The 19656-nt window shown below is 61.7% G+C and carries 23 protein-coding genes; 9 read left to right on the plus strand and 14 right to left on the minus strand.

The annotated features are described in order from the left end of the window. Positions 1 to 71: 71 nt before the first annotated feature. From DNI29_RS22510 to DNI29_RS22560, 10 genes are all read right to left on the minus strand, one after another. Entirely contained in the window at positions 72 to 491 is a 420-nt protein-coding gene (locus DNI29_RS22510; protein ID WP_110980405.1) for a hypothetical protein, read from the minus strand. Between the two features lie 27 nt (positions 492 to 518). After that, positions 519 to 965 carry a hypothetical protein gene (locus DNI29_RS22515; protein ID WP_110980406.1) on the minus strand — a complete coding sequence of 149 codons (447 nt, stop codon included), beginning with the start codon at positions 963 to 965 and terminating at the stop codon, positions 519 to 521. A 298-nt stretch (positions 966 to 1263) separates the two neighbouring features. Beyond that, the gene (locus DNI29_RS22520; RefSeq protein WP_110980407.1) at positions 1264 to 1470 is read right to left on the minus strand and encodes a hypothetical protein; all 207 of its coding nucleotides are present in this window, start codon (positions 1468 to 1470) and stop codon (positions 1264 to 1266) included. A 441-nt stretch (positions 1471 to 1911) separates the two neighbouring features. After that, the gene (locus tag DNI29_RS22530; RefSeq protein ID WP_162303720.1) at positions 1912 to 3012 is read right to left on the minus strand and encodes a PAS domain-containing sensor histidine kinase; all 1101 of its coding nucleotides are present in this window, start codon (positions 3010 to 3012) and stop codon (positions 1912 to 1914) included. A gap of 62 nt (positions 3013 to 3074) precedes the next feature. Then, positions 3075 to 3374 (minus strand): hypothetical protein, encoded by a 300-nt coding sequence (locus DNI29_RS22535; protein ID WP_123823392.1) that lies wholly within the window; start codon positions 3372 to 3374, stop codon positions 3075 to 3077. A gap of 191 nt (positions 3375 to 3565) precedes the next feature. Beyond that, positions 3566 to 4180: a BLUF domain-containing protein gene (locus tag DNI29_RS22540; protein WP_110980411.1), complete on the minus strand. Its 615-nt coding sequence runs from the start codon at positions 4178 to 4180 to the stop codon at positions 3566 to 3568. A gap of 206 nt (positions 4181 to 4386) precedes the next feature. After that, on the minus strand, positions 4387 to 7632 hold the full coding sequence (locus tag DNI29_RS22545) for a PAS domain-containing protein (protein WP_110980412.1): 3246 nt from the start codon (positions 7630 to 7632) through the stop codon (positions 4387 to 4389). Positions 7633 to 8068: 436 nt separating this feature from the next. Continuing rightward, on the minus strand, positions 8069 to 8308 hold the full coding sequence (locus DNI29_RS22550; protein ID WP_110980413.1) for a hypothetical protein: 240 nt from the start codon (positions 8306 to 8308) through the stop codon (positions 8069 to 8071). A gap of 145 nt (positions 8309 to 8453) precedes the next feature. After that, positions 8454 to 8900 (minus strand): BLUF domain-containing protein, encoded by a 447-nt coding sequence (locus DNI29_RS22555; RefSeq protein ID WP_110980414.1) that lies wholly within the window; start codon positions 8898 to 8900, stop codon positions 8454 to 8456. 70 nt (positions 8901 to 8970) lie between these two features. Beyond that, positions 8971 to 9186: a hypothetical protein gene (locus DNI29_RS22560; RefSeq protein ID WP_110980415.1), complete on the minus strand. Its 216-nt coding sequence runs from the start codon at positions 9184 to 9186 to the stop codon at positions 8971 to 8973. Positions 9187 to 9426: 240 nt separating this feature from the next. Between DNI29_RS22560 and DNI29_RS22565 the strand changes: the two genes are divergently transcribed. Beyond that, entirely contained in the window at positions 9427 to 9753 is a 327-nt protein-coding gene (locus tag DNI29_RS22565; RefSeq protein ID WP_238388189.1) for a circadian clock KaiB family protein, read from the plus strand. Between the two features lie 67 nt (positions 9754 to 9820). Beyond that, complete coding sequence (locus DNI29_RS22570; RefSeq protein ID WP_110980417.1) at positions 9821 to 10252, plus strand: hypothetical protein; 432 nt, start codon at positions 9821 to 9823, stop codon at positions 10250 to 10252. Between the two features lie 13 nt (positions 10253 to 10265). Here the strand turns inward: DNI29_RS22570 and DNI29_RS22575 are convergent, their stop codons facing one another. Together DNI29_RS22575 and DNI29_RS22580 are read right to left on the minus strand one after the other, a co-directional pair. Beyond that, positions 10266 to 10682, minus strand: coding sequence for a BLUF domain-containing protein (locus DNI29_RS22575; protein ID WP_162303721.1), 417 nt, complete (start codon positions 10680 to 10682; stop codon positions 10266 to 10268). 726 nt (positions 10683 to 11408) lie between these two features. Then, positions 11409 to 11840 (minus strand): hypothetical protein, encoded by a 432-nt coding sequence (locus DNI29_RS22580; protein ID WP_110980419.1) that lies wholly within the window; start codon positions 11838 to 11840, stop codon positions 11409 to 11411. Between the two features lie 104 nt (positions 11841 to 11944). Here DNI29_RS22580 and DNI29_RS22585 point away from each other — a divergent pair, with 104 nt between their 5' ends. Further along, entirely contained in the window at positions 11945 to 12271 is a 327-nt protein-coding gene (locus DNI29_RS22585; RefSeq protein WP_110980420.1) for a hypothetical protein, read from the plus strand. 164 nt (positions 12272 to 12435) lie between these two features. On the opposite strand, the gene DNI29_RS22590 is transcribed toward DNI29_RS22585, so the two are convergent. Further along, a complete protein-coding gene (locus DNI29_RS22590) occupies positions 12436 to 12795 on the minus strand; it encodes a hypothetical protein (protein ID WP_110980421.1) in 360 nt (119 codons plus the stop codon). 316 nt (positions 12796 to 13111) lie between these two features. Between DNI29_RS22590 and DNI29_RS22595 the strand changes: the two genes are divergently transcribed. Then, complete coding sequence (locus DNI29_RS22595) at positions 13112 to 13378, plus strand: STAS domain-containing protein (RefSeq protein ID WP_110980422.1); 267 nt, start codon at positions 13112 to 13114, stop codon at positions 13376 to 13378. A gap of 81 nt (positions 13379 to 13459) precedes the next feature. Here DNI29_RS22595 and DNI29_RS22600 read toward each other — a convergent pair whose 3' ends face one another. Continuing rightward, entirely contained in the window at positions 13460 to 14068 is a 609-nt protein-coding gene (locus tag DNI29_RS22600; RefSeq protein ID WP_110980423.1) for a BLUF domain-containing protein, read from the minus strand. A 257-nt stretch (positions 14069 to 14325) separates the two neighbouring features. Between DNI29_RS22600 and DNI29_RS22605 the strand changes: the two genes are divergently transcribed. From DNI29_RS22605 to DNI29_RS22630, 5 genes are all read left to right on the plus strand, one after another. Further along, positions 14326 to 15528, plus strand: a complete 1203-nt coding sequence (locus DNI29_RS22605) for a PAS domain-containing sensor histidine kinase (RefSeq protein ID WP_110980424.1) — start codon at positions 14326 to 14328, stop codon at positions 15526 to 15528. A gap of 535 nt (positions 15529 to 16063) precedes the next feature. After that, positions 16064 to 16543, plus strand: coding sequence for a MobV family relaxase (mobV, locus tag DNI29_RS22615; protein ID WP_162303722.1), 480 nt, complete (start codon positions 16064 to 16066; stop codon positions 16541 to 16543). A gap of 280 nt (positions 16544 to 16823) precedes the next feature. Continuing rightward, positions 16824 to 18260, plus strand: coding sequence for a PAS domain-containing sensor histidine kinase (locus DNI29_RS22620; protein WP_162303723.1), 1437 nt, complete (start codon positions 16824 to 16826; stop codon positions 18258 to 18260). Then, complete coding sequence (locus tag DNI29_RS22625) at positions 18257 to 18898, plus strand: response regulator (RefSeq protein ID WP_110980428.1); 642 nt, start codon at positions 18257 to 18259, stop codon at positions 18896 to 18898. Before DNI29_RS22620 ends, DNI29_RS22625 begins: the two co-directional genes overlap by 4 nt. A 207-nt stretch (positions 18899 to 19105) precedes the next feature. Further along, positions 19106 to 19474 (plus strand): BLUF domain-containing protein, encoded by a 369-nt coding sequence (locus tag DNI29_RS22630; RefSeq protein WP_162303724.1) that lies wholly within the window; start codon positions 19106 to 19108, stop codon positions 19472 to 19474. Positions 19475 to 19656 lie beyond the last annotated feature (182 nt).

Raw genomic sequence — 19656 nt, forward strand, 5'->3', positions numbered from 1 at the left:
AGGAAATAACGCGTGCTCGCCGCCGAGCACGCAAGCTACCAACTATCGACCAGAGCACCCACGCGAATCCTTTACGGAAGCTCCCCCGTAGGCTGGCACGTGCTGCCCGGCAGAACACGGAGCCTGCGCAAAAAGGCCACCCCCTGCTCGGTGAGCGGTAACTCGATGAGCCCGGCCAGGGGGAGCTGCTGCAGCTGCTCCAGCAGGAAGAGAGGGATTGGTGCGTGATGCGTGGCTACGACCGGCACGTTGGGTAGCACAGGCTGACAGGGGCGTCCATCCCTTCCGATAGGCTGGTGCAGCTCGACTAGCAGCAGGCAGGGCGGCAGCGGGGCAGCCCCGTCCGGATGGGACAGGAGGGCCAGGACCTCGTCCATGCTCGCCGCCGTAAGCACCTGTTCAGCCAGGTGGGCGCGCTGCAGCCAGAGGGGAAGTAAAAAGGCGGTGGCGGGATTGCGGTTCACCACCACTACCCGGGAGGGGGAAGTCATGCCCACTGGAAAAAACAAGCCGTTGAGTTAGGCGTTGGGATGCAGGTGCTCATAGAACAAGGCGGCGGCCGCTTCCAGCAGAGGTACATCCGAGAGACGGGGCTGGCAGCGGTCCAGGTCGTAGTGGCAGAGCGTGCCGAAAGGCCGTCCCTGCGCGTCCTGCACCAAGACCCCACAGTAGGAGACCACCGGCGTGGGCACGCCCTGCGCCCGGGCATCGGTGGTGGCATCGTGGATGGCCAACGGGGCCTGCTGCCGGCCGACCAGGGCGCAGTAGGTTGCGCTCAGGGGTGCATCCTCTCCGCGCTGCCGGGTGGGGTCGGCCCGGTCATACAAGGCCACGTTGCGCAACATATTGCCTTCAAAGCGCCAGAGGCCCGTGTAGCGGTGGGGCGTACGGGCGTTCAGGTAGTGTAAGGCCGTGGGCAGCCCCTGCTGCAAGGCTACCCTGAGTTCCAGTAATTCGTGGTGCATAGGAGGCAGGTGTGGCGCGTGCTACGCTTCCATTTTCTGTAAAAACCCTAAAGATACCAACTCCCCCAACGCCCCCCCAACGCGAACGGGTTGCCCTTCCTGGTACTGGGTAGCTACGCGTGGCCCAGCCACTTGGCTGTCCCCTCCATGCGCCCGCCACTGGCGTGCTTGACCCCGCACCGGACCATATGGAGGCCCAAGTCCGCGCCCATCCACTCAGGTAGGGTGCTCCGCACGCAATGAGCTTAGCACCGACGCTACCCTCCGATGCTCGTAAGAAAAGACATCACGCTGCCCGTTAGGGAAGATACATGGGGGCGTCGCGCAGCGCGCACAGCTCGGACCAACTCACCTGTCCGGTGGCATACTGCTCCTCCAGCCACTGCAGGCGGGCACGGTGGCCGGGGCTACTGGTAGGGGCCGGTGGCATGAGCGGGGTAGGGGCATTGCTCGACGCAGGCAGGGAAAAATTCACCGGCCGCATGGAGGGGTTGAGGTGTTTCATCAGCACAGGGACAGCTACAGGACAACAGCAGAAGATGTGTGGTAGTAGACGGGCAAAGTAGGTCGCTGGTCAGGAAGGAAAACACGGATTTTCAGTCGGGAGACTACGTAAACACAGGGTTCACTTCTTCCCCCTCTTTCCCTGGCGGAGCCGTTGTGTAGAAACCAGTCACGATGAACCCCTACTATACCCACCGCCTGCAGCTGCTGCGGGCCGAGCTGGACACGGTTGCCCGCTCTACGGTCGGCTTGAGCGTCTTGTTCTTGATTCGACGCGAGCTCACGCGCTTGCTACGAGCTATCCCTACGGCGGTGCTTTCCTCGCTGCCGGATGCGCAGTGGGCACTGCTGCAGCAGTGCTTGGCCGAGTTGACCGCCCCGGCCGGCTTCCCCGCCCTGGGGCAGCGCGTGCTCACCGCACAGACTCATCCCGCGGGGCGGCTTACGAGCTGTCGCCGTCTACCAGAGCCGGCAGTTCGATCGTGAATACGGTCCCGTGTTCTTCCGTGCTTACGAAACGAATCGTGCCGTGGTGCAGCTCCACGATGGTTTTGATTACGGACATGCCCAGGCCCGTCGTTTTCTCCCCGCGCAGGCCAGGGCGGCGGGCCTGCGTGAACTTATCAAACAAAATCGGCTGAAGCGGGGCGGGAATGCCGACCCCCGTGTCGGAAACGGTGATACTAGCCTGGTTTGTGCGCTGCTCCAGGCGTAAGTGAATGGAGCCTCCGGCCGGCGTAAACTTGATGGCGTTGGAGAACAGGTTGTTGATGACCTGCTGAAACTTGTTGATGTCGAGTTCCGCGTAAATGGGATGTGGTGGCCCGTGAAACGCAAAGTGCAAGTGCATATGGCGCCCCGAACGCTGGTACTCTTCCACGATGAGGCGCAGCCACGCTCCCAGGTCGGTGCGCTCCTGTTTCAGCACCACACTGGCCGACTCCAGGAATTCATTGTCTACGAAGTCGCGAATCAGGTTGATGCCTTGCTGGCAGGTGCGCTCCATCAGTTGCAACAACTCGTGCGTGAACGCGGTCGCGCTCGGCTGGGATTCCGCTCGCAATTCCGTCGTCAATTGCTGCATCAGGGCCAGGGGAGCAGCCAGATCGTGCGACAGGATCTCGAGGGTGGCGTCTTTCTTGGTGTTAAACTTCTGCGCGTTGATAGCCGTCGCCTTCGAACGGGTCATGTCGCGAACGGTCCCGCTCAGGCACGGCTTCCCGTCGGCCATGTGCGAGCGGCACACCGTGGCGCAGAGCCATTGGGTATCCCCTGAGGGGCGGGCCACGCGCAGCTCCACGTCTTCGACCAGCTCTCCCAGCCCGGCCTGCTCCACCTGCTGGCACAGGTGCTGCCAGTCATCGGGGTGCACCCGGGCTAGCCAGCCCGGCACGGCCTGGTTGACGTACTCGGCGGGCTCGCCCGTCAGGCGCGCATAGGCTGCACTAACGTAGACGACCCGCTGGGTAGCTAACTCGTAGACGAAATGCACCGCTTTGCTGCGGGCAATGAAGGGCAAGAAGGGGAGTAAATCAGGGCTCATGCAGCTGCTATACGGAACAATAACATGAAGGGGGGTAGGCAGGACAAGATCCGCCAGCAGCATTAGAGCAGCAGCAGCACGAGTACCAACAGGGCCCGGTGCTGGTCGGCGGGCTCGGCGGGCAAGTGCCCCAGTTGGTGTAACACGTGGTCCGGCGACGGGACCGGATGCCCCTGCCGGGAGTGAGTGGGCCAAGGAAGTCCCGCCCAGGTCTGTACGATGAAGGTAAGCTGCTCTGTTAAGCGACGCAAGCGGGCTGCCCGGTAGGGCAAATCGACCGAAACGCTGCCCAGCTCAAAGCGCACGGTGCGCAGCATGGCCGCGGTCGTCAAGGAAGGGGAAGCAGGAGCAGGGTGGGCCATCGCAGCAGCAATACACTACGCCCTCTACTTCCCAACAGAAGGAAAAGATGCGCCCCGGCCTTGCTTGCGGTGTAAGCGAATTCCCCCTGTGGGTACTCCCGAACGGTTGAGCGACGAAAACACAGGGTTCATCCCCCGCAACGGGGCGTTGAGCCTGACGCGGCCGCCGCTAAAAAAAGACGGGGCTGGCGTTAGCTATCCCACGGCCCCGGCACTTCCACTGTCAGCGGGTGGGGAGTGAACGCGTCCAGCAAGGCGCGCAGGTGCGCGTCTTCCACCTGTTCATCGGCCTGCACCGTCGCCGACTCCGGCGCAGCCAGCACCCGTTCCAGGTCGGCCCGCTCGACGTAGCCCAAGCCCATACGCCAGTCGGCAAAGCGCCGGTGCGGCCCCGGCCCCTGGCAGACGGTGACGACCTGCTGGTGGCGCGGATCCCGCTGAATGCGCGCGTACACGGTGCGCACGTCCGCCTCCCGGCCTTCGAGCACCTGCACGTAGCGACCGTGGCTGTAGAGCAGCAAGCCCGTGAGCTGGTGGCGGGCGTTGTAAGCGCGGGCCTGCTCGAGCAACTGCAGCAGCTCCACGTCACTAGGCGAATGGCTAGCGCGGCTGTGGTAGAGCACTTGGTAGCTGCCCAAGTCCAGCAAGTCCCCCACTTCGGGCAGCGTGAGCTGGCCACGTTGGAACAGGGCCAGCAGGTAGTACTCATAGCCTTGCGGGGCCAGGGGCGCGCCGCTGGCCAGCGCCACGGCTAGGGCCACGGCGCGCCGCCGCTGCTCGGGGGTATGCAGGAGAGAAGAAGCCATAGAGGGATGTACGAGCAGGCAGGGGCGTAGATACGCGGAAAATAACGGCTACAAGTACGTAAAAACCGCTTTCTCCTGCCTCCCGGTGTGCGCTTGCGCGAGTGGTAGGGGTCGTGCAGGGAAGCCAGCGGACGGGACCACTGCGAGCCGGTCGCCTGGGCAGTACTCGCTCTGCTGAGCATGGCCCGAGGGCTTCTCCGCCGGCGTCAGAGCCGGAAATACACGCGGAAAACGGACCCCTGACCCACCTGACTCTCAACCTCAATGTAGCCCCCGGCATTTTCCACCATTTTCTTGACCATGTAGAGCCCGATGCCCGTGCCCTCCACGTGGGTATGCAAACGCTGAAACATGGCAAACAGCTTGTCCTGCCCCTGCGAAAGATCTAAGCCAAGGCCATTGTCCTGCACTTCCAGCACCTGGTAGTCCCCCTGCGGGTAGTAGCGTAGGCGCACATAGGGCACGCGGTCCGGGTGACGGTACTTGAGCGCGTTGCTGAGTAGATTATACACCACCGAGCGCAGGGTCTTTTCCGAAGAAGTCAGCAACAACGCCGGGGGGACCTGTACCTCGAGTTGGGCCTGGGTTTGCTGGAGCAGAGGCACCAGGTCGAGCCGCACCGCCTCGATAACGGCAGCTAGCGGCACCTGTTCGCTGGTCGGGCTGTGCTCATGTTGCAGGCGGGCCACCTCCGTTAGGTGCAGGATAGTGCGTTTGAAGCGTTCCGTGGCATCCTGCATCATCCCGAGCATAACCGGCACGTGGCCGACGCGGCCAGCAGCGGGTAGTTCATGCTCTAGGGCCAGCAGCAGGCCCTCAATGTTGGAGATGGGCGCTTTCAGGTCGTGGGAGGCCGTGTAGATAAAGTTGTCCAAATCCACATTGGTGCGGGTGAGCTGCGTGTTGCTGTGACTCAGTTCCGCATTGGTCACGGTCAGGGTTTGGTTGAGCTGTTCCACCTGCTGGCGGGCTTGCACCTGCTCGGTGACGTCGGTCACCAGCGTGTAAAAGCCTTGCACGATGCCCTGCTGCACGTCGGGGATATAGCTGGTACGGATGTGCTTGGTAAAACCTTCCCGGTAGGGCATGGTGGCCTCGAAGTGGAGCTGCTCGCCGGCCAGGGCCCGGTCCATGTAGCTGGCCACAGCGGCGTAGGCATGTTCGCCCACCACCTCGCGCACCGGTCGCCCGAGCAGCGCGGCCGGGTCCTGATGAAACCAGGTGCGGTACGCTTCGTTGGCGAACTGGTAGCGCCGCTCACGGTCGAGGTAGCCGATGAGCACGGGCAACGCGTCGGTGATGAGCCGCAGCCGGTGCGTACTGGCGGCGGTGGCCTGCCGGGTGCGGACCTGCTCGGTTACGTCGTGGGCAAAGACGCTCACGCCATCAATCCGCCCGTCGGGCGTGCGCCGGGCCTGGTAGGTGAACGTCCAGTAAATTTCCTCCGGAGTCTGCCCCTCGTGGCGGGCCATCAGCAGGGGGAGTTCATGCACCGTCACCGACTCGCCGGTCTGGTACACGCGCTGAAACAGGTCTGGGATGGGGGTGCCGACCAGTTCCGGCAGCGCTTCCAGCAGGGGCTTCCCCGCCAGCTCGCGGCCCGGGAAGATGCGCTGGTACGCCGGGTTGACCAGTTGAAACACCAGGGACGGCCCATCGAGAATGACGATGGGCGTCGGCGCTTGCATGAACAACTGCTCTAATTCTCGCTGCTGGAGTAGTTGCTGCTGGCGGGTACGGACCTGCTCGGCCACGTTGTAGGCAAAGGTGGTGATGCCCACAATCTCCCCGTTTTCGCGCAAGGCTTGGTAGGTGAAGGTAAAGTACAGCTGCTGCGGCGGTCCCTCCGGCTGAGCCATGAGCAGGGGCAACTCGACGCCGGAGTACGTTTCGCCCGTCTCGTACACCCGGTCGAGCAGGGCAAGTACACCACTTCCCACGGTTTCGGGTAGAACCTCTGCCACGGGTCGGCCCAACAGCTTCCGGCCCGGGAAAAAGGCTTCATACGCCGGATTCACGTACTCGTAGCGGTGCTCGGGGCCGCGCTGAATACAGATCGCGGCGGGGGTTTCCTCGAATACCCGGTAGAACGTTTCGCGCTCCTGCACCTGCCGCTGGGCCGCGGCCAGCAGGTCGGCCTGCAGGGCGATGGTCCGCTCGCGGGTTTGCACTTTCTCGGTCACGTCCAGCACAAAGACCAGGATGCCGGTGGTCTGGTTCCGCTCGTCGGTCAGGGGCTGGTAGATGTAGTCCAGGTAGCGCTGCTCCAGCTGGTCAGAAACATCCTCGTGCAGTTGTACTGCCATTTCAGTGGCAATAAATACTTGGCCGGTAGCATATACCTTGTCTAATATGCCCACGACCCCTTGCACCACCACTTCGGGGTGGGCCTCGGCCACCGAGCGACCCACCTGGAGCCGGCCCGTGGCCATGGCTCGGTAGCGGTCGTTGAAGAAGGTATAGCGGTGCTCAGGACCGGTGAGCGTGCCGATGGCGGCGGGTACCTGCCCTAGAATCTGCTGCAGGAGGGCCTGCTGCTGGCTCAGCTGCTCCGTGCGGGCCCGCACGCGAGCTTCTAACTCCTGGTTCAGTTGCTCGACCTGCTGGCGGGCCCGCACCTGCTCAGTCACCTCCGTACCAACCGATATAATGCCGCTGATGCGGCCATCGGGCTGCCGTTCCGCCTGAAAGACGAAGTTCCAGTACACCACCTCCGGGCGCCCATGGCGGACAATGGTGGTGGGCAATTCGTGGGCCGTGTAGGGCGTGCCGGTCGCGAATACGTGGTCAAAGAGGGCCACAATAGGAGGAGCGGCCGCCTCGGGCAGCACTTCGAACACGGGCCGGTACTGCACGTCGGCCCACGAGCGGTCCCAGATGGTCAGGGCTGCGGCATTGGCCAGCGTCACCCGATGCTGCGGCCCTTGGTAAAGCACCACCGCCACAGGCGCCTGCTGCACGTAGCCCCATAGTTCCCGGCGTTGGTGGTCGGCTTTGGCGCGGGCGGCTTGCTCGTCGGCTTGTGTCGCGCGTAGGGCTACTTCCACGGCGCTGCGATTCTGGTTGCTGGTATCAGCAAAGCTGACGACGAGCCACTCGCTGCTCCGGCGGGCGGCCAAGCGGAAGTAGTTGTCGAGCCCGTCGGCCTGATAGTTGACCTCGTACTCATCGGTAGCCTCGGCTTCGTACACACGCCGGTAATAGTCCAAAATGCCCGCGGCGATGGCGTGGGGGAAATGGGTGAGCAGCGGGCCGCCGGGCCGCTCCGCGAGGCCGAGCAGGCGCTGGCCGACGGGGTTGAGGTACTCGATGGTAAAATCCACCAGCTCGCCGGCCGGGTCATATACCGGGCGCAGCACCTTTAGGCCGGTGAGCGAAACAGCCAGCAGGTCCAGGAGCAAGCCCTCGGGCTGAAAGGGAGTAGCAGATACAACAGGAGCACCAGATGCCATGAACAAACAAGCGGGAACCAGCGGAAAAGAAGATAGGCAACGAAAGTGCACGTATAAACGCGCCCCTAAGGCTGTTTACGTAACGCTCCTCGAAAGCGATGGACAAGGAGTCTGGTGCGGCCCGCCGGAGTGTTTGCCGGTTATAACCAGAATGTCCGGCTCGGAAGCACTATACCGACCAACCTATAAAGTACGCAGCTGTCTGGTAACACACGGGGGGGTAGGCTAAAACCGGAGTGGTAGTTGCCTCCTGTAAGTCACTCTCTGCAGTGCTAAGGCAGAGAAAGCGTGACCCTGCGCACAGCAGTAGGTCCCTTCTGGAGCAAGCGTCAGCACATCGCCGCACTGCGGGCACCGAAGAGGAGGCAAGGGCAGAGACAGCTTCATAGAACATTTCTTACGAAGTGAAAGTGTAGACGGGCTAGCGCGCGTCGTTCTACTCACCCACCTGCTTTTCCTCGTTGAATTTCTTTGCTTCGTAGGCGAGCTGGTGCTCAGAGGGATCGCACACTGGCTGATCTCGCTCGTCCAGCCAGGCCAGGATCTGTTCCAGCGAGTACGTGCCCAAGCGATACTGCTCCAGCAAATGCTGCTCATAGGCATCCGGTTCCAAGCGGGTGCCCTGCGTTAGGGCGCGTGCCCAGGTGACATAGTAGGTACGGCGGCTGACACTCATGCCTTGTGTATACGAAAGGCGTAACCGGCATGACGTAATAGAAAAAACGGAATTTACCGGTGGGAAACACGGAGAACGCTGGGCGATCTCTCAGGAGCAGGTGACCCGTACGCAAAACGAAGAAGGCCAGGGGACGAACCCAGTGCTAGAACCGTAGGGCGTCACGCAGATGGTAAGGCAGCGCTTGCAGGGCAAAGGCGTGCAGGGGTTCCAGCTCGGGGTGCAAGGGTGCCCACGTTTGGCAGCGTTCCACCAGCCTCTGGTTCAGGGGTAGAAAGCTGCGGGGCCAGTCTACGGGCTCACGCAGAGAGTAATAGGCCATAGCCCAGGCCGGGAAGCAGCGCTGCCCTCCCTCATGCGCTCGCAACGTGGTGACCTGCTCGTGGCGGGTATCAGCTTGAATGCGCGCATAGAGGGCTTGCACGGTAGAGGCCTCTCCTTCCAACAATTGCATAAAGTGCCCTTGTCCGTGTAGCAGTAGCCCCGTGATGGTGTGCTGACGATTGTAGTCGCGGGACTGGGCCAGCAAGGCCAGCAGGTCGGCTTCGCTGATCTCCCGGCTCAGGGTACTGAGGTAAAGAATCTGATGCATGCGTAAAAAGAGGCAAGCTAAGAACCGTTGCGACGGTAACCATTCGCCCTATTGTAATGAGTCCCGCAAGTTAAGCTCGCGCCAAGGGGCGACAGGGCTTCACGGGGCGTTTAAAACCGGGGAACGCCCAGTAGTCCAGCAGTTGCTGTAGGGTCGAGAACGAGTGCAAGGGCTTCCCCTCCAGGTGTACCCAATACTGGGTGGCGGTCATGGTCAGCACGATGGGATAGGTGTGGCCAGGCTGGAGTTGAGCCGTGGCCGGGCCGAAATAGCGGAGAGCATGCATGCGTGGGAATAGGAGAGCGGGATAGTGCCACAAGTTAATATGATATGGCATAATTCCTATTCCAAAAAAGGTTATTCTGATAATCAACCCAGAGGCTCTTACAGGAGGCGTAGCAGGAAGGGACAAAATGGAGCTACTCAACCAGTTTGTTATAGGCCAGGCAGTGGCTCGGGTATGACAAGTGCAAGGAGAACCAGGATTTGTCGTAGGTTTACTTCCCCCTTTTGCTTCGCTTCTCTTTTGTCGGTCCCTGCTGCTCCCGAGCTTACCCCAGCGTCCAGCGCTACGAAGTCTACCTACGAGCTCTTCTTATTTATCGCGGGCTCCTCGCCCCGCTCAATGGTTGCTTGGCGCAACGTAGAAGCAATCTGTCAGCAGCACTTAGCCGGCCGCTATACGCTCACCATCGTCGATGTAGCGCAACACCCGGCCCGGGCAGCTGAAGAGGGCTTGCTCGGCTTGCCCTGCCTGATCAAAAAGCACCCCGGGCTGGTGCGCCGACTCGTGGGAGACTTCTCTGACCAACAACGGGTCCTAAAGGCTTTAGGACTACCCGCCGGTCAGTAAGCAATGGTAGCACAGGGCAAGCGGCCCGCTAATTGCGTTCTGTTGCCCCTGATCGTACTTTTGTCCTATGTCCTCTTCGTACCGCATCTACTATGAAAATGCTGTCGGCCGCGCGGTAGATGACCCGCTGGGGTTTGCCCGCCTGACCTATCAGCCCGGGCTGCGCGAGCCGGACACGTTCTCGTCCCTGCTGGGGCACGTGACCCGCCTGCTGGCCCGGCGCGGGGACGGGGGCCTGCTGGTCGACCAGCGGCGCATGTCGCCCTTTACGGCGGCCGAGCAGCGCTTGGTCATTGAGCAGTGGCTGCCGCGGGCCGTGGCTGAAGGTGGCTACCGCTTCGGGGCCGTCATCCTGGCCGAGGATGCCTTTGCCCGACTGGCCACGCGCACGGTCACCACGGCCGTGCGGGAGATGCCCATGCGCTACCAGTACTTCGAGCAGGAGGCCGACGCCATTACCTGGCTGCTGCAACAGACGAAAGAAGACACTCGCCGGTAGCCACGCCGCGCACTCACGCTGCGCGGAGCAGTGTCTCTAGTGCCTTACGCAAATCCGGTTCGGGAATGGGGATCTTCGGCAGCAGCAACCGGTGCTGTTGGGTTTCCAAGTAATCCAGCAGCCAGTAGAACTCCTCGGCACCCGGCTCGGCGAAGGCCATGCTCCAGCCGGTGAATACGCGTTGCGTACTGGTTCCTTGATACAAGGTCGTTACCTGCCCATGGCGGGCGTCCTGCTGAATGCGGGCGTAGAGGGGTTCCAGCTCCGTGGCACAGCCTTCCAAGAATTGCACGAACTGTCCCTCAAAATAGAAGAGGAGTCCTGTCAGCCCATGCTGCTGGTTATGGGCGCGGGCCTGCTCCAGCAGAGCGACTAAGTGCGGCTCAGACACGTTCGTGCGGGCCTGACTGCGATAAACCAGTTGGTGCAAGCGGGTGCCGGAGGGATCACAGGTACTACGCATCGCCACGTCAGGGGCCGAGGTGCCTCGCAGCCGGTGCGCTACTACGGGTAGGGGTAAGTGCGCCGTGCAGGCAGCCAGACGCAGCAGCGCCTCGTGGCGCTGAATAGAAGGCAGGTTAGTTTCTACACATTCTTCGCTTCCCTGTCGCTAACGAGCGGCGACAGCCAAGGTTATGGAAGAGCTGCGCGCGATGCTCCCTTTGGGTTGGGCTGCGGGTACTTAAAGCACGTGGTGAATAGGGTAGTAAAGACCATGTGCTTTAATAGTGCATTATATTGATAACGTGCAGTTTGCGCTAAAAATCCGTATTTAATCGGATGCGGGCTGTTGCGGTTCAGGTTGCCTTGGTGAGATGGATACATCAATTCGGGAAAGGCAAGTGAAATGGGTGTTAGCCTTGACCTGTGACACCTGCATCTATCCCTGTGCCTATGAGCAGCAGTTCTTGTAGGAATATGTGTAGGGGCTCCACACCCTGGAGCAGTTCGGTGTGCATGAGAGGTGTTAGCGAGTGAGGTAGAATACCCAAAGGTATTCTACCTATCAGGCATAGTGCCAAACCAAAAGCCCCCGAATTGTAAATGGAGCCTAACCAAGGCAAAGTTGACTAGTAACGGGATGACTACTCCTTATTGCTGTGAATCGGCCTTTTTTCTGCTGCCAATGTTTCCAAACAACCCGCTACCAGACCATTCAGGCATTCGGCTGCTGCTGACAAATCCACTCGATTGCTTGCTCGAGGGAAGCTGCTACATAGAAACGCACTCCCTGACGGCGCACCTGACCGAGGAAGTCCGCAAAGCTTATGTGCGCAAATAGCTGTTGGGGCGGGATTATGGCATAGCACCAGCCACCGGCGGCTTGTGCCCTGGGCAGCCAGTCGTAGAGCAGCCAGGTATGATACTCCAGTGGGAACGATGCGAGCGGGGCCTGTTTAAAAATCACCTTGCCCCAGCCTGTGCGCTGCATGCAGTGGATCACCTGGTTCATCACCATCTGCCCGGCCGGCAAGCTCCACTCTTTCGAGCGCCAGATAACCAGCAAATACTGCCCCTGCTCCTCTTCCAAAATGACGGCTAAACTATTCTCGAAACAGACAGCTGGGGTAGCAGGCGAGGGAAGCATGTTCAGAAGGGAAAGAGCGGGGGAAGGATAGGGCAAAGTACAACAAACGGCTGAGCTTATGCAATATAGCTATATAGCTAATAGCCTGATAATTCAATACTTTCATGTCAGATCATAGAACTGTCAGTGGAACCATTCACATCACCGCCTATCGCGACGGTCGGGTCCGCCTGACCAAGGCCGCGGCCATCTACTTCAACACCGGGCCCAAAGCCGAGTTCCGTCCCGGCTCTGCTACCGAACCCTGGTGGCTGGACTTACGCTCCGACGCCCCGCCGCCTGTGAGTGAGAGCCGCGCTACCTGGCAGTTCCGGAGCGGCTACCGCTTGGAGCGCGTCTTCCCGCATAACTCCCCCAAACAGAAGATCATGTTGGCCCCTGCCCAGTGGCCCCAACTTTTACAAAGCTTGCTGGAGCAGTCGACGCATTGATAACCGGAAGAACGCTCCCCCTCTCCAAGTGCGATACTCCTGAAGAATAAGTAAATAGAAAAGCCTCACTCGTTTCCGGGTGAGGCTTGGTTGTTGCAATAGGAGCGGCTCTACTGCTCCGGGACACACACCTGTAAACCCGGAGCAAGCGCGGCAAACCTACTTCAGGTAGTGTACTCCTGCAAGGTGAACGGTTGCAGCCACAGGCTGGCTTCTTCGGTGGTGGTGAAAAAGTGGGTGAGAATGCCGTAGCGCTGCTGGCCCTCGGTGCACACGTCCACCGCTTGCAGGCGTAGCTCAAGGGGCTTGGCGGCTACGATGGCGACCTGAGCCAGGAGTCGGTCAGCACCCACCCGCGAGAGCCAGCTGGACAGCAGCCACCCCATATACTCCTCCGTGGCCGTGGCCCGCCGTCGTTGATCGGTCAGCAGCTTGCGGTAGCCCGTTGCCTGCAGCCGCCGCAGCACCTCCTCGAACAAGGCTTTTGCGGCCTGCGAGTCCTGGGAGCCTGAGCCCCAAATCAAGTGGAGATAAGTGGAGATAGCCTTCCGGCCTCACCCATAGTTCATCTGCCGGTAACCCCTGATACGTATTCATTCGCAAAAGCCCCTTCCGTAAATAGTCTCGTTTTACAATATGGGCCAGCGCATGAAAGATCCGTGTTTTCACGAAGTAAATCCGGATTTATCCTGACAGTTGACAGAACATGAGCCTGGTACTTTTGCGTTATTAAATGGGATATAAAGTGCCTGTTGGCTGATGATACCCTCTTTTACGATTGAATCCACGAAACACCGGGGGGATATGGGAATGCGGTTGCAAGGTCGCTGCTGCACCCCCATGGATGCCGTCTACTTGGTCGATAGGGCTCAGCAGCTTCTGCGGCGCTGCGTCTCCACGCTCTGGATCGATTGTCAGCAGGTACAGGTCCTGGACCGGTGTGGACAGGCGGCCATTCTGCAGATTGAGCGCTTGGCCGCCCAGGCCCGAATAGTGGTCTACTGGCAGGGCTTTTCGGAATCGGTGGTGCAACAGCTTTCCGAGACAGGGCTGTACTTGCTCTTGCGTCACTCCCCCATGGCCCGCCGCGAGAAGTACTTCGATTAGCACTCACTACTCTGCATGCGTCGGACCAGGCGCTGCCCCGACAGCTGTTTGGCCTAGAAGATCCGTCGGCGGCCTTTGCTTTCAGCAAGCGCTGGGGTTATACGGCACGTGCAGATGGCGGAAAGCCTGCAGCAAGGTCAGCAGCCGCGGATCGGTGATGGGCAGCTGCGGCAGGCTGAGGGCGCTGCCGCGGGGGGAGAGGTGACTCACCAGCCAGAAGTACTCCAGCGGGGACGCTTCCGTGAAGGCCATGTTCCACTGGGCAAACCAGCGCTCCGTGCCCGGCTCATCCCACAGGGTGGTGACGCCGTGATGCCGCCGGTCGCGCCGGATCTTGGCGTACAACTCGTGCACGGCCGCCCGGCTGCCTTCCAGCAACTGCACGAAGCCGCCCTCGCTGGCGCAGAGCAGGCCCGTGATGCCCCGCTCCGCGTTGTAGGGCTGGGATTCCTGCACAATAGCTTCCAGGTCGGCGTAGGTGAGCCCGGCCCGGGCCTGACTGCAGTAAAGTACATGGTGCACCGGCGTAGTGAGCAGGGCGTCTACTTGCGTCAACGTTAGCTCGCCCGAGGCAAAGCGTTCCAGGAGCAGGCGCTCCTGCTCCGTGGGCTCCAGACGAGTGCCTTGGGCAAACGAGAGGGCCCAGGCAATGGCGCGGCGGCGGTCGGCTTCTGAATACTGCTCATTCATAGAGTTCCGTACTAAGCTAGCTTACTATACTGAGTATCGGCCGAAATACGGGCGTTTTTCAGAGGTAAGCAAGCTGATCAGGTACACTTTCGGGAAGAAAGTCATATTCGGAAGAGGTTGTGCCCCGACGGTTATTCAAAACCTTACCTTGCCAATTAAAAATCTGTATCGTCCTATAAAAAGCGTATTTTTGGGCCAGGAACCGCATTCCGTCAGCTGCCAGGGGTAGTCTGTCTTCTCCTTCCATTGAAGTTACTATGCCCCTTCCCCCGACCAAGTCCCCCTCCCTGGAAACGCAGAACGCGGCCCTCCGCGAAGAGAATCAGGCGTTGCGCGCCGAGCGAACCGTCGCCCAGGTTCAGCAAGCGGCATCTGATCAGCGGGAGCAGCAGCAGGCCCGCTTCCACACCATATTTGAAAACGCTCCGTTCGGGCAGATCATCATCACCCCGGACCTGATCATCCGGCAGGCCAACCCGGCCGTGCTGGCCCTACTGGGCGCTGCCCGCTTGGAGCAGGTGGTCGGCCACCAGATCTTGGCGTTTGCCCACCCCGACCACCAGGCAGACTGGCGCTTTCTACACGACCGGCTCTGGCACGGCAAGCTGCCGACCTTTACGCTGGAAACCGTGCTGGTCCGCGCCGATGGCTCCTCGTTCTGGTGCCAGGTCACCTCTATTCTCTTTCCCGATGCCGGCCAGGAGCTGGGCTACACCCAGCTCGAGGACATCAGTGAGCGCAAAGCCCTGGCGGGATCGCTCAAGCGCCTCTACGACGCGCAGGAAACCATCCTGCACCTGATCTCGCACGATCTAAAGACGCTCATTGCCCACATTCAGCTGCTGACCGACCTGCTCCAGCGCCAGGCCGACGCGGCCACGCTGGCCACGGACAACGCGCCGGACACGGCGCGCTACCTGGCCTTGATTCGCCAGGCCTGCGCCGACGCCCACCGGTTGTTGCAGGACGTGCTGCTGGTGGGGTCGCTCGACGAGGCCAGCTTAAAGCGGCACCCCACTGACCTGGGCGCCTTGCTGGAAAGCCGGCTGGCCGCCCACCGCCTGGTCGCGGCAGAAAAGAACTTGACGCTGGCGCTGGAGAGGCCGCCCCAGCCGGTGCCGGCCAACCTGCACGCCGACGTCTTCGGGCGGGTAGTGGATAATCTGGTAAGCAACGCGCTGAAGTTTACCCCGGCTGGGGGCCGGGTGACGGTGGCGCTGCGAGAGCAGGCCGGGCGGGTGTTGCTGACGGTGTGCGACACGGGCATTGGCATCCCCAAGGCGCTGCAGGCCGACCTGTTTGAGAAGTTCAGCCCTTCGGCCCGCTCAGGCGTGAGCGGCGAGCCGAGCACGGGGCTGGGCCTGTTCATCACCCGCCAGATTGTGCAGCTGCACCGCGGCCAGCTCTGGGTGGAAAGCCAGGAAGGGCAAGGCAGCTGCTTTTTTGTGCAGCTCTCGTAAGCAAGCCCGCCGCCGCCTCATAACCCGTCCGGCGGGGCGGTCACATCCCGGGACAGCGTGGCCAGGATCTGCTGGGCGAGCTGGAGAGGCGAGTCGACGGGAGGGGTATAGAGCCCTAGCGGCTGACGTCTGGCGATCAACGTCTGCTGCTCCTGCAGCTGACGGATGACGTGCTGCAGACTAAGGTGGATTTGCTGCTGGAGAGCCGCATCCAGTTCGTGGGCGGAGTACTCGTGCGCCAGCGCACAGTGATAGGACTCAGGTGAGGAAGGGATGAGCTGCAGGCGACCACCGCATTCGGGGCAGCTGAGAGGGACAGGCACAGGCAATAAGGGCATAGGTCTCCCCAACGAAGGTCGTTGGCCAGAGATTCGGTTTGAATACACTTCCTGCGGAAGAGGATAGCAATAGAACTAGGAGGTGACACGTTCCAATAGCGCAGGCGAAATCGTCCGATGTATAACTCACTACACATTGGATGAGAAGAGGCCTGCTCCGTGTTCGTATTCCAGCCCTCTATCGACTTCCATTTCCTATGGCCTACGCTATACTCCGCGTGACCAAGATTGCCAGCCGCGAGCAGGCCGTAAGCGTTGCGCACCACAACTACCGCACGCAGGAAACTCCCAACGCCGACCCGGCTCTGCGGCATCTGAACCAGGAACTGATCAACCACGCGCAGCGCAGCTACTGGGAGCTGGCCAATGAGCGCATCGCCGAGCGGCAGCTGCTTTGTCTGCGCAAGGATGCCGTGCGGTGCGTGGAGGTGCTGCTGACAGCCAGCGGAGAACGGTTCGATAAGGACCCTGTGACCGGGGGGCGAACCGATATCCGGGAGCTGTCCTGGGTACGAGCTAATCTGGCCTTTTTACGGAAGCGCTACGGAGTAGAGAACGTGATCGGGTGCATGCTTCACCAAGACGAGAGTACTTCGCTCCTGCCCGGTTGGTCGGCAACCTTGATCCGCAGAGCGCAGCTTTTCAACAAGCCTTACGTGGCAGTCAGGATGCGCTGATCCACGACTTGCTGGCGCAGTTCTTCTCCCAGCAGTCTGACGAGTTGACCTGGTGGGCCCAGTACGGCTCCACTAGGCAACTGCAAACGGCGTAACCAAGAGCCAGTCCGCTTATCGAAAGCAGTGCGCTCTACCTCGACGGTGCCCCTCGCATGTTTCCTCAACGCCAGCGGCGCAACTCGACGGCTAGCCGGACAGTACAGCTACGTATTCCTGTTCCGTTCGTATCCTATTCCTATCGTCTATGCCCGGTGCTGCTGATTCCTCCACTCCCCCTGGTATGCCCGGTCATCAGACGCCGGTCGACCTGCTGCAAGCCATCTATGATACCAGCTTGCTGAGCATGTCCGTGCTGCAGGCCGTGCGCGACGCTCACGGCCGCGTGCAGGACTTTCGCATCGTGACCGTCAACCGGGAGCTGGAGCGGGAAACCGGCCGCACGGATCTGGTCGGCCAGCTCTACGCCCAGCAGTATCCCGGCATCATCCCCAGCGGCTTGTTTGCTCTGATGCTGCAGGCCCTGGAAACCGGCCAGCCCCAGCAAACCGAATACTTTTATCCGTATGACGGTTTTACCAAGTGGTTTTCCTGCCAGTTCGTCAAGCTCGGCGACGGCCTCGTCGCCACCAACCTCGACGTCACCGCCCGCAAGCAGGCCGAGGAGCAGCGGCTGCAGCACCTGCGCATCATCCAGCAATTCGAGGAGATCGCGCACCTGGGCAGCTGGGAGTATGATGTGCGGGGCCGGAGCCTGTACTGGAGCGCGGGCATGTACCACGCCTTTGACGTCCCCCTGGGCAGCCCCGTGCGCCCCGAAACCTACCGGGACCAGGTTATGGGCGAGGACCGGGCGGTAGCCCAGCGCCTGGTGGAGGCCATTACCGCGGGGCGGGCCGTGGACGAGGTGCTGCGCGTGCACCTGCGCGGGGCCAGCCGCACGCTCCACCTCAAAGCCCTGGTGCTGCGCGATGCCCAGCATCAGCCCGTGCGCCTGATGGGGGTGGCCCTGGACGTGAGCCAGGTGCAGCGCCTGGAGCAGGAAAACCTGCGTCTGCGCCAGCAGCAGCAACAGGCCTTGTTTTACGCCGTGCTGGAAGCGCAGGAAGCCGAGCGCAAACGCGTGGCCGAAGCCCTGCACAACGGGGTGGGCCAACTGCTCTATGCCACCAAACTGCACTTGGAGCAACTGGATCTTGTCCTGCGGGAGCAGCCCGCGTTGCGGCCCCCCTACCAAGAGGCCCAGCTTCACCTGACTGAGGCCATCGAAGAAACGCGAAACCTGGCCCACGAACTCCGGCCCGTGGTGCTGGAGAAGTTTGGCCTGGGGGCCGCCCTGCGCAGCATCTGTCGCGGCCTGAGCACCCCGGCCTTGCCGCTGCACTGCGAGCTGCTGGAGGAGTCGGGGCAGTCGCTGCCGGCTGCCCTGGAGCTGGCCCTCTACCGCATGGCCCAGGAGCTGGCCCACAACATCGTCAAGCACGCGCGCGGGGCCACCGAAGCCCGGCTGGAGGTGGAGACCATGCCCGGCTGGGTGCTGCTGCGGGCGGAAGACAACGGAGCCGGGTTTGCCGCCGACCCGCCCCCCGGCAGCGGCCTGGGGCTGCGCTCCATTCGCGACCAGGTGCAGCTGCTGGGCGGCACGCTGCAGCTGGGCTCCTCCCAGGCCGAAGGCACTTATGTTCGATTGCGTATTCCACTTCCCCAGCCGGCCGCATGATTCGCTTATTCCTGGTTGATGACCACACCATGCTGCGGGCTGGCCTGCGTTCCTTATTAGCGCTGGAGCCGGGGCTGCTGGTGGTGGGCGAGGCCGAGCACGGGCAGCACCTGCTCGACCAACTGGCCGAGACGCCCGCCGACGTGGTGTTGCTGGACCTGCACATGCCCGGGCTCGACGGGCTGGCCACCACCAGGCGCCTGCGGGTCGAGTACCCCGACGTGCGGGTGCTGATCCTGTCGATGGTGGACAACGAGCTGCCGATTGCCCAGCTGCTGGAAGCGGGCGCGACGGGCTACGTGCTCAAGAACGCGAGCAAAAAAGAATTGGTCGTGGCCATTCACACGGTGGCCGCGGGCCAGCCCTTTCTCTGCTCGGAGCTGGGCTTGTTGTTCCTGCACAAGCTCGTGGCCCGGGAGGGAGTCCCGGCCATCGCCCCCGGGGGCGAGCTTACCCCACGCGAGCGGGAAGTGCTGCGCTTGCTGGGGGCGGGCTTCACCACGGGGGAAATAGCCGAGCAGCTGTTTACCAGCCCGCGCACGGTAGAAAAGCACCGTCAACTGATCCTGGAGAAGACCGGGGCTAAAAACACGGCGGCCCTGATCCGGTATGCCATGACGCAGGGCTGGTTAAAGTGAGCTGGCCGCTCGGCTAGCCTAGTCACTGTGAGGTAGCTGTTGCAGAGTCCTTCATTGCATTAAACCGGCAGTTAGGCTACTTTGTCGCGCACTAAAACTCGTCTGTCGCATCCTGGCGGGGGAGGTAGCCGTAGGGTTGGGTTCCGCTTAATCACGCCGGCAAACTCGCTTTCCCAAGAGAGCACCGGCCTTCTTATCTCACCGCCCTTGGACGCGGCTTCCTCGGCAGCAAGCACCTACTACCTGCTCTATCGCAGCCAGGCGACCGAGGGCTTGTCTGTTCGCGACATCCTGGCCTTGCTGGCGCAGGCCCAGGCGTATAATCGCCACGCGGGCATCACGGGCCTGCTGTGTTACAGCGGGGGGCTGTTGGTGCAGCTGCTGGAAAGCCCGGTAGAGGCCGTGCACAGCCTCTACACCCGGATTCAACAGGACCCGCGCCGGGGTAGCTGCACAGCGCTGCTTTCCACAGTGGAGCATGGCCTTTACCGAGCCTTCCCCCCTGGAATGTTACGGGCTCATCCATCAGCTGCAGGCCCACCCCAGGCGGCAGGAGGCCACGCAGGAACTCATTAATAACCCCTTGGTGCTGACGTTGCTAACCACTTTTCGCTAGCCGGAGCGTCCCGCGACGTAGGGTACGAGCTCGGCGCTGAGAATCTTTACCGGGGTAGGCGGGGGCGGCGCTTTCGCTCGGGACTGGGTTGTGCCGCTACGCTGGCCGGAGCCTGTGGTGGAGGCAGGGGAGCCGGGTCGGA

Origin of the sequence: Hymenobacter sediminis, assembly GCF_003231285.1 — a bacterium.
Lineage (GTDB): Bacteria > Bacteroidota > Bacteroidia > Cytophagales > Hymenobacteraceae > Hymenobacter > Hymenobacter sediminis.

What these genes read in the sequence shown, in the direction of transcription:
- DNI29_RS22510 (WP_110980405.1), bottom strand. Translation starts at nt 491, where the DNA reads ATGACTTCCCCCTCCCGGGTAGTGGTGGTGAACCGCAATCCCGCCACC.
- DNI29_RS22515 (WP_110980406.1), bottom strand. Translation starts at nt 965, where the DNA reads ATGCACCACGAATTACTGGAACTCAGGGTAGCCTTGCAGCAGGGGCTG.
- DNI29_RS22520 (WP_110980407.1), bottom strand. Translation starts at nt 1,470, where the DNA reads ATGAAACACCTCAACCCCTCCATGCGGCCGGTGAATTTTTCCCTGCCT.
- DNI29_RS22530 (WP_162303720.1), bottom strand. Translation starts at nt 3,012, where the DNA reads ATGAGCCCTGATTTACTCCCCTTCTTGCCCTTCATTGCCCGCAGCAAA.
- DNI29_RS22535 (WP_123823392.1), bottom strand. Translation starts at nt 3,374, where the DNA reads ATGGCCCACCCTGCTCCTGCTTCCCCTTCCTTGACGACCGCGGCCATG.
- DNI29_RS22540 (WP_110980411.1), bottom strand. Translation starts at nt 4,180, where the DNA reads ATGGCTTCTTCTCTCCTGCATACCCCCGAGCAGCGGCGGCGCGCCGTG.
- DNI29_RS22545 (WP_110980412.1), bottom strand. Translation starts at nt 7,632, where the DNA reads ATGGCATCTGGTGCTCCTGTTGTATCTGCTACTCCCTTTCAGCCCGAG.
- DNI29_RS22550 (WP_110980413.1), bottom strand. Translation starts at nt 8,308, where the DNA reads ATGAGTGTCAGCCGCCGTACCTACTATGTCACCTGGGCACGCGCCCTA.
- DNI29_RS22555 (WP_110980414.1), bottom strand. Translation starts at nt 8,900, where the DNA reads ATGCATCAGATTCTTTACCTCAGTACCCTGAGCCGGGAGATCAGCGAA.
- DNI29_RS22560 (WP_110980415.1), bottom strand. Translation starts at nt 9,186, where the DNA reads ATGCATGCTCTCCGCTATTTCGGCCCGGCCACGGCTCAACTCCAGCCT.
- DNI29_RS22570 (WP_110980417.1), top strand. Translation starts at nt 9,821, where the DNA reads ATGTCCTCTTCGTACCGCATCTACTATGAAAATGCTGTCGGCCGCGCG.
- DNI29_RS22580 (WP_110980419.1), bottom strand. Translation starts at nt 11,840, where the DNA reads ATGCTTCCCTCGCCTGCTACCCCAGCTGTCTGTTTCGAGAATAGTTTA.
- DNI29_RS22585 (WP_110980420.1), top strand. Translation starts at nt 11,945, where the DNA reads ATGTCAGATCATAGAACTGTCAGTGGAACCATTCACATCACCGCCTAT.
- DNI29_RS22595 (WP_110980422.1), top strand. Translation starts at nt 13,112, where the DNA reads ATGGATGCCGTCTACTTGGTCGATAGGGCTCAGCAGCTTCTGCGGCGC.
- DNI29_RS22600 (WP_110980423.1), bottom strand. Translation starts at nt 14,068, where the DNA reads ATGAATGAGCAGTATTCAGAAGCCGACCGCCGCCGCGCCATTGCCTGG.
- DNI29_RS22605 (WP_110980424.1), top strand. Translation starts at nt 14,326, where the DNA reads ATGCCCCTTCCCCCGACCAAGTCCCCCTCCCTGGAAACGCAGAACGCG.
- mobV (WP_162303722.1), top strand. Translation starts at nt 16,064, where the DNA reads ATGGCCTACGCTATACTCCGCGTGACCAAGATTGCCAGCCGCGAGCAG.
- DNI29_RS22620 (WP_162303723.1), top strand. Translation starts at nt 16,824, where the DNA reads ATGCCCGGTCATCAGACGCCGGTCGACCTGCTGCAAGCCATCTATGAT.
- DNI29_RS22625 (WP_110980428.1), top strand. Translation starts at nt 18,257, where the DNA reads ATGATTCGCTTATTCCTGGTTGATGACCACACCATGCTGCGGGCTGGC.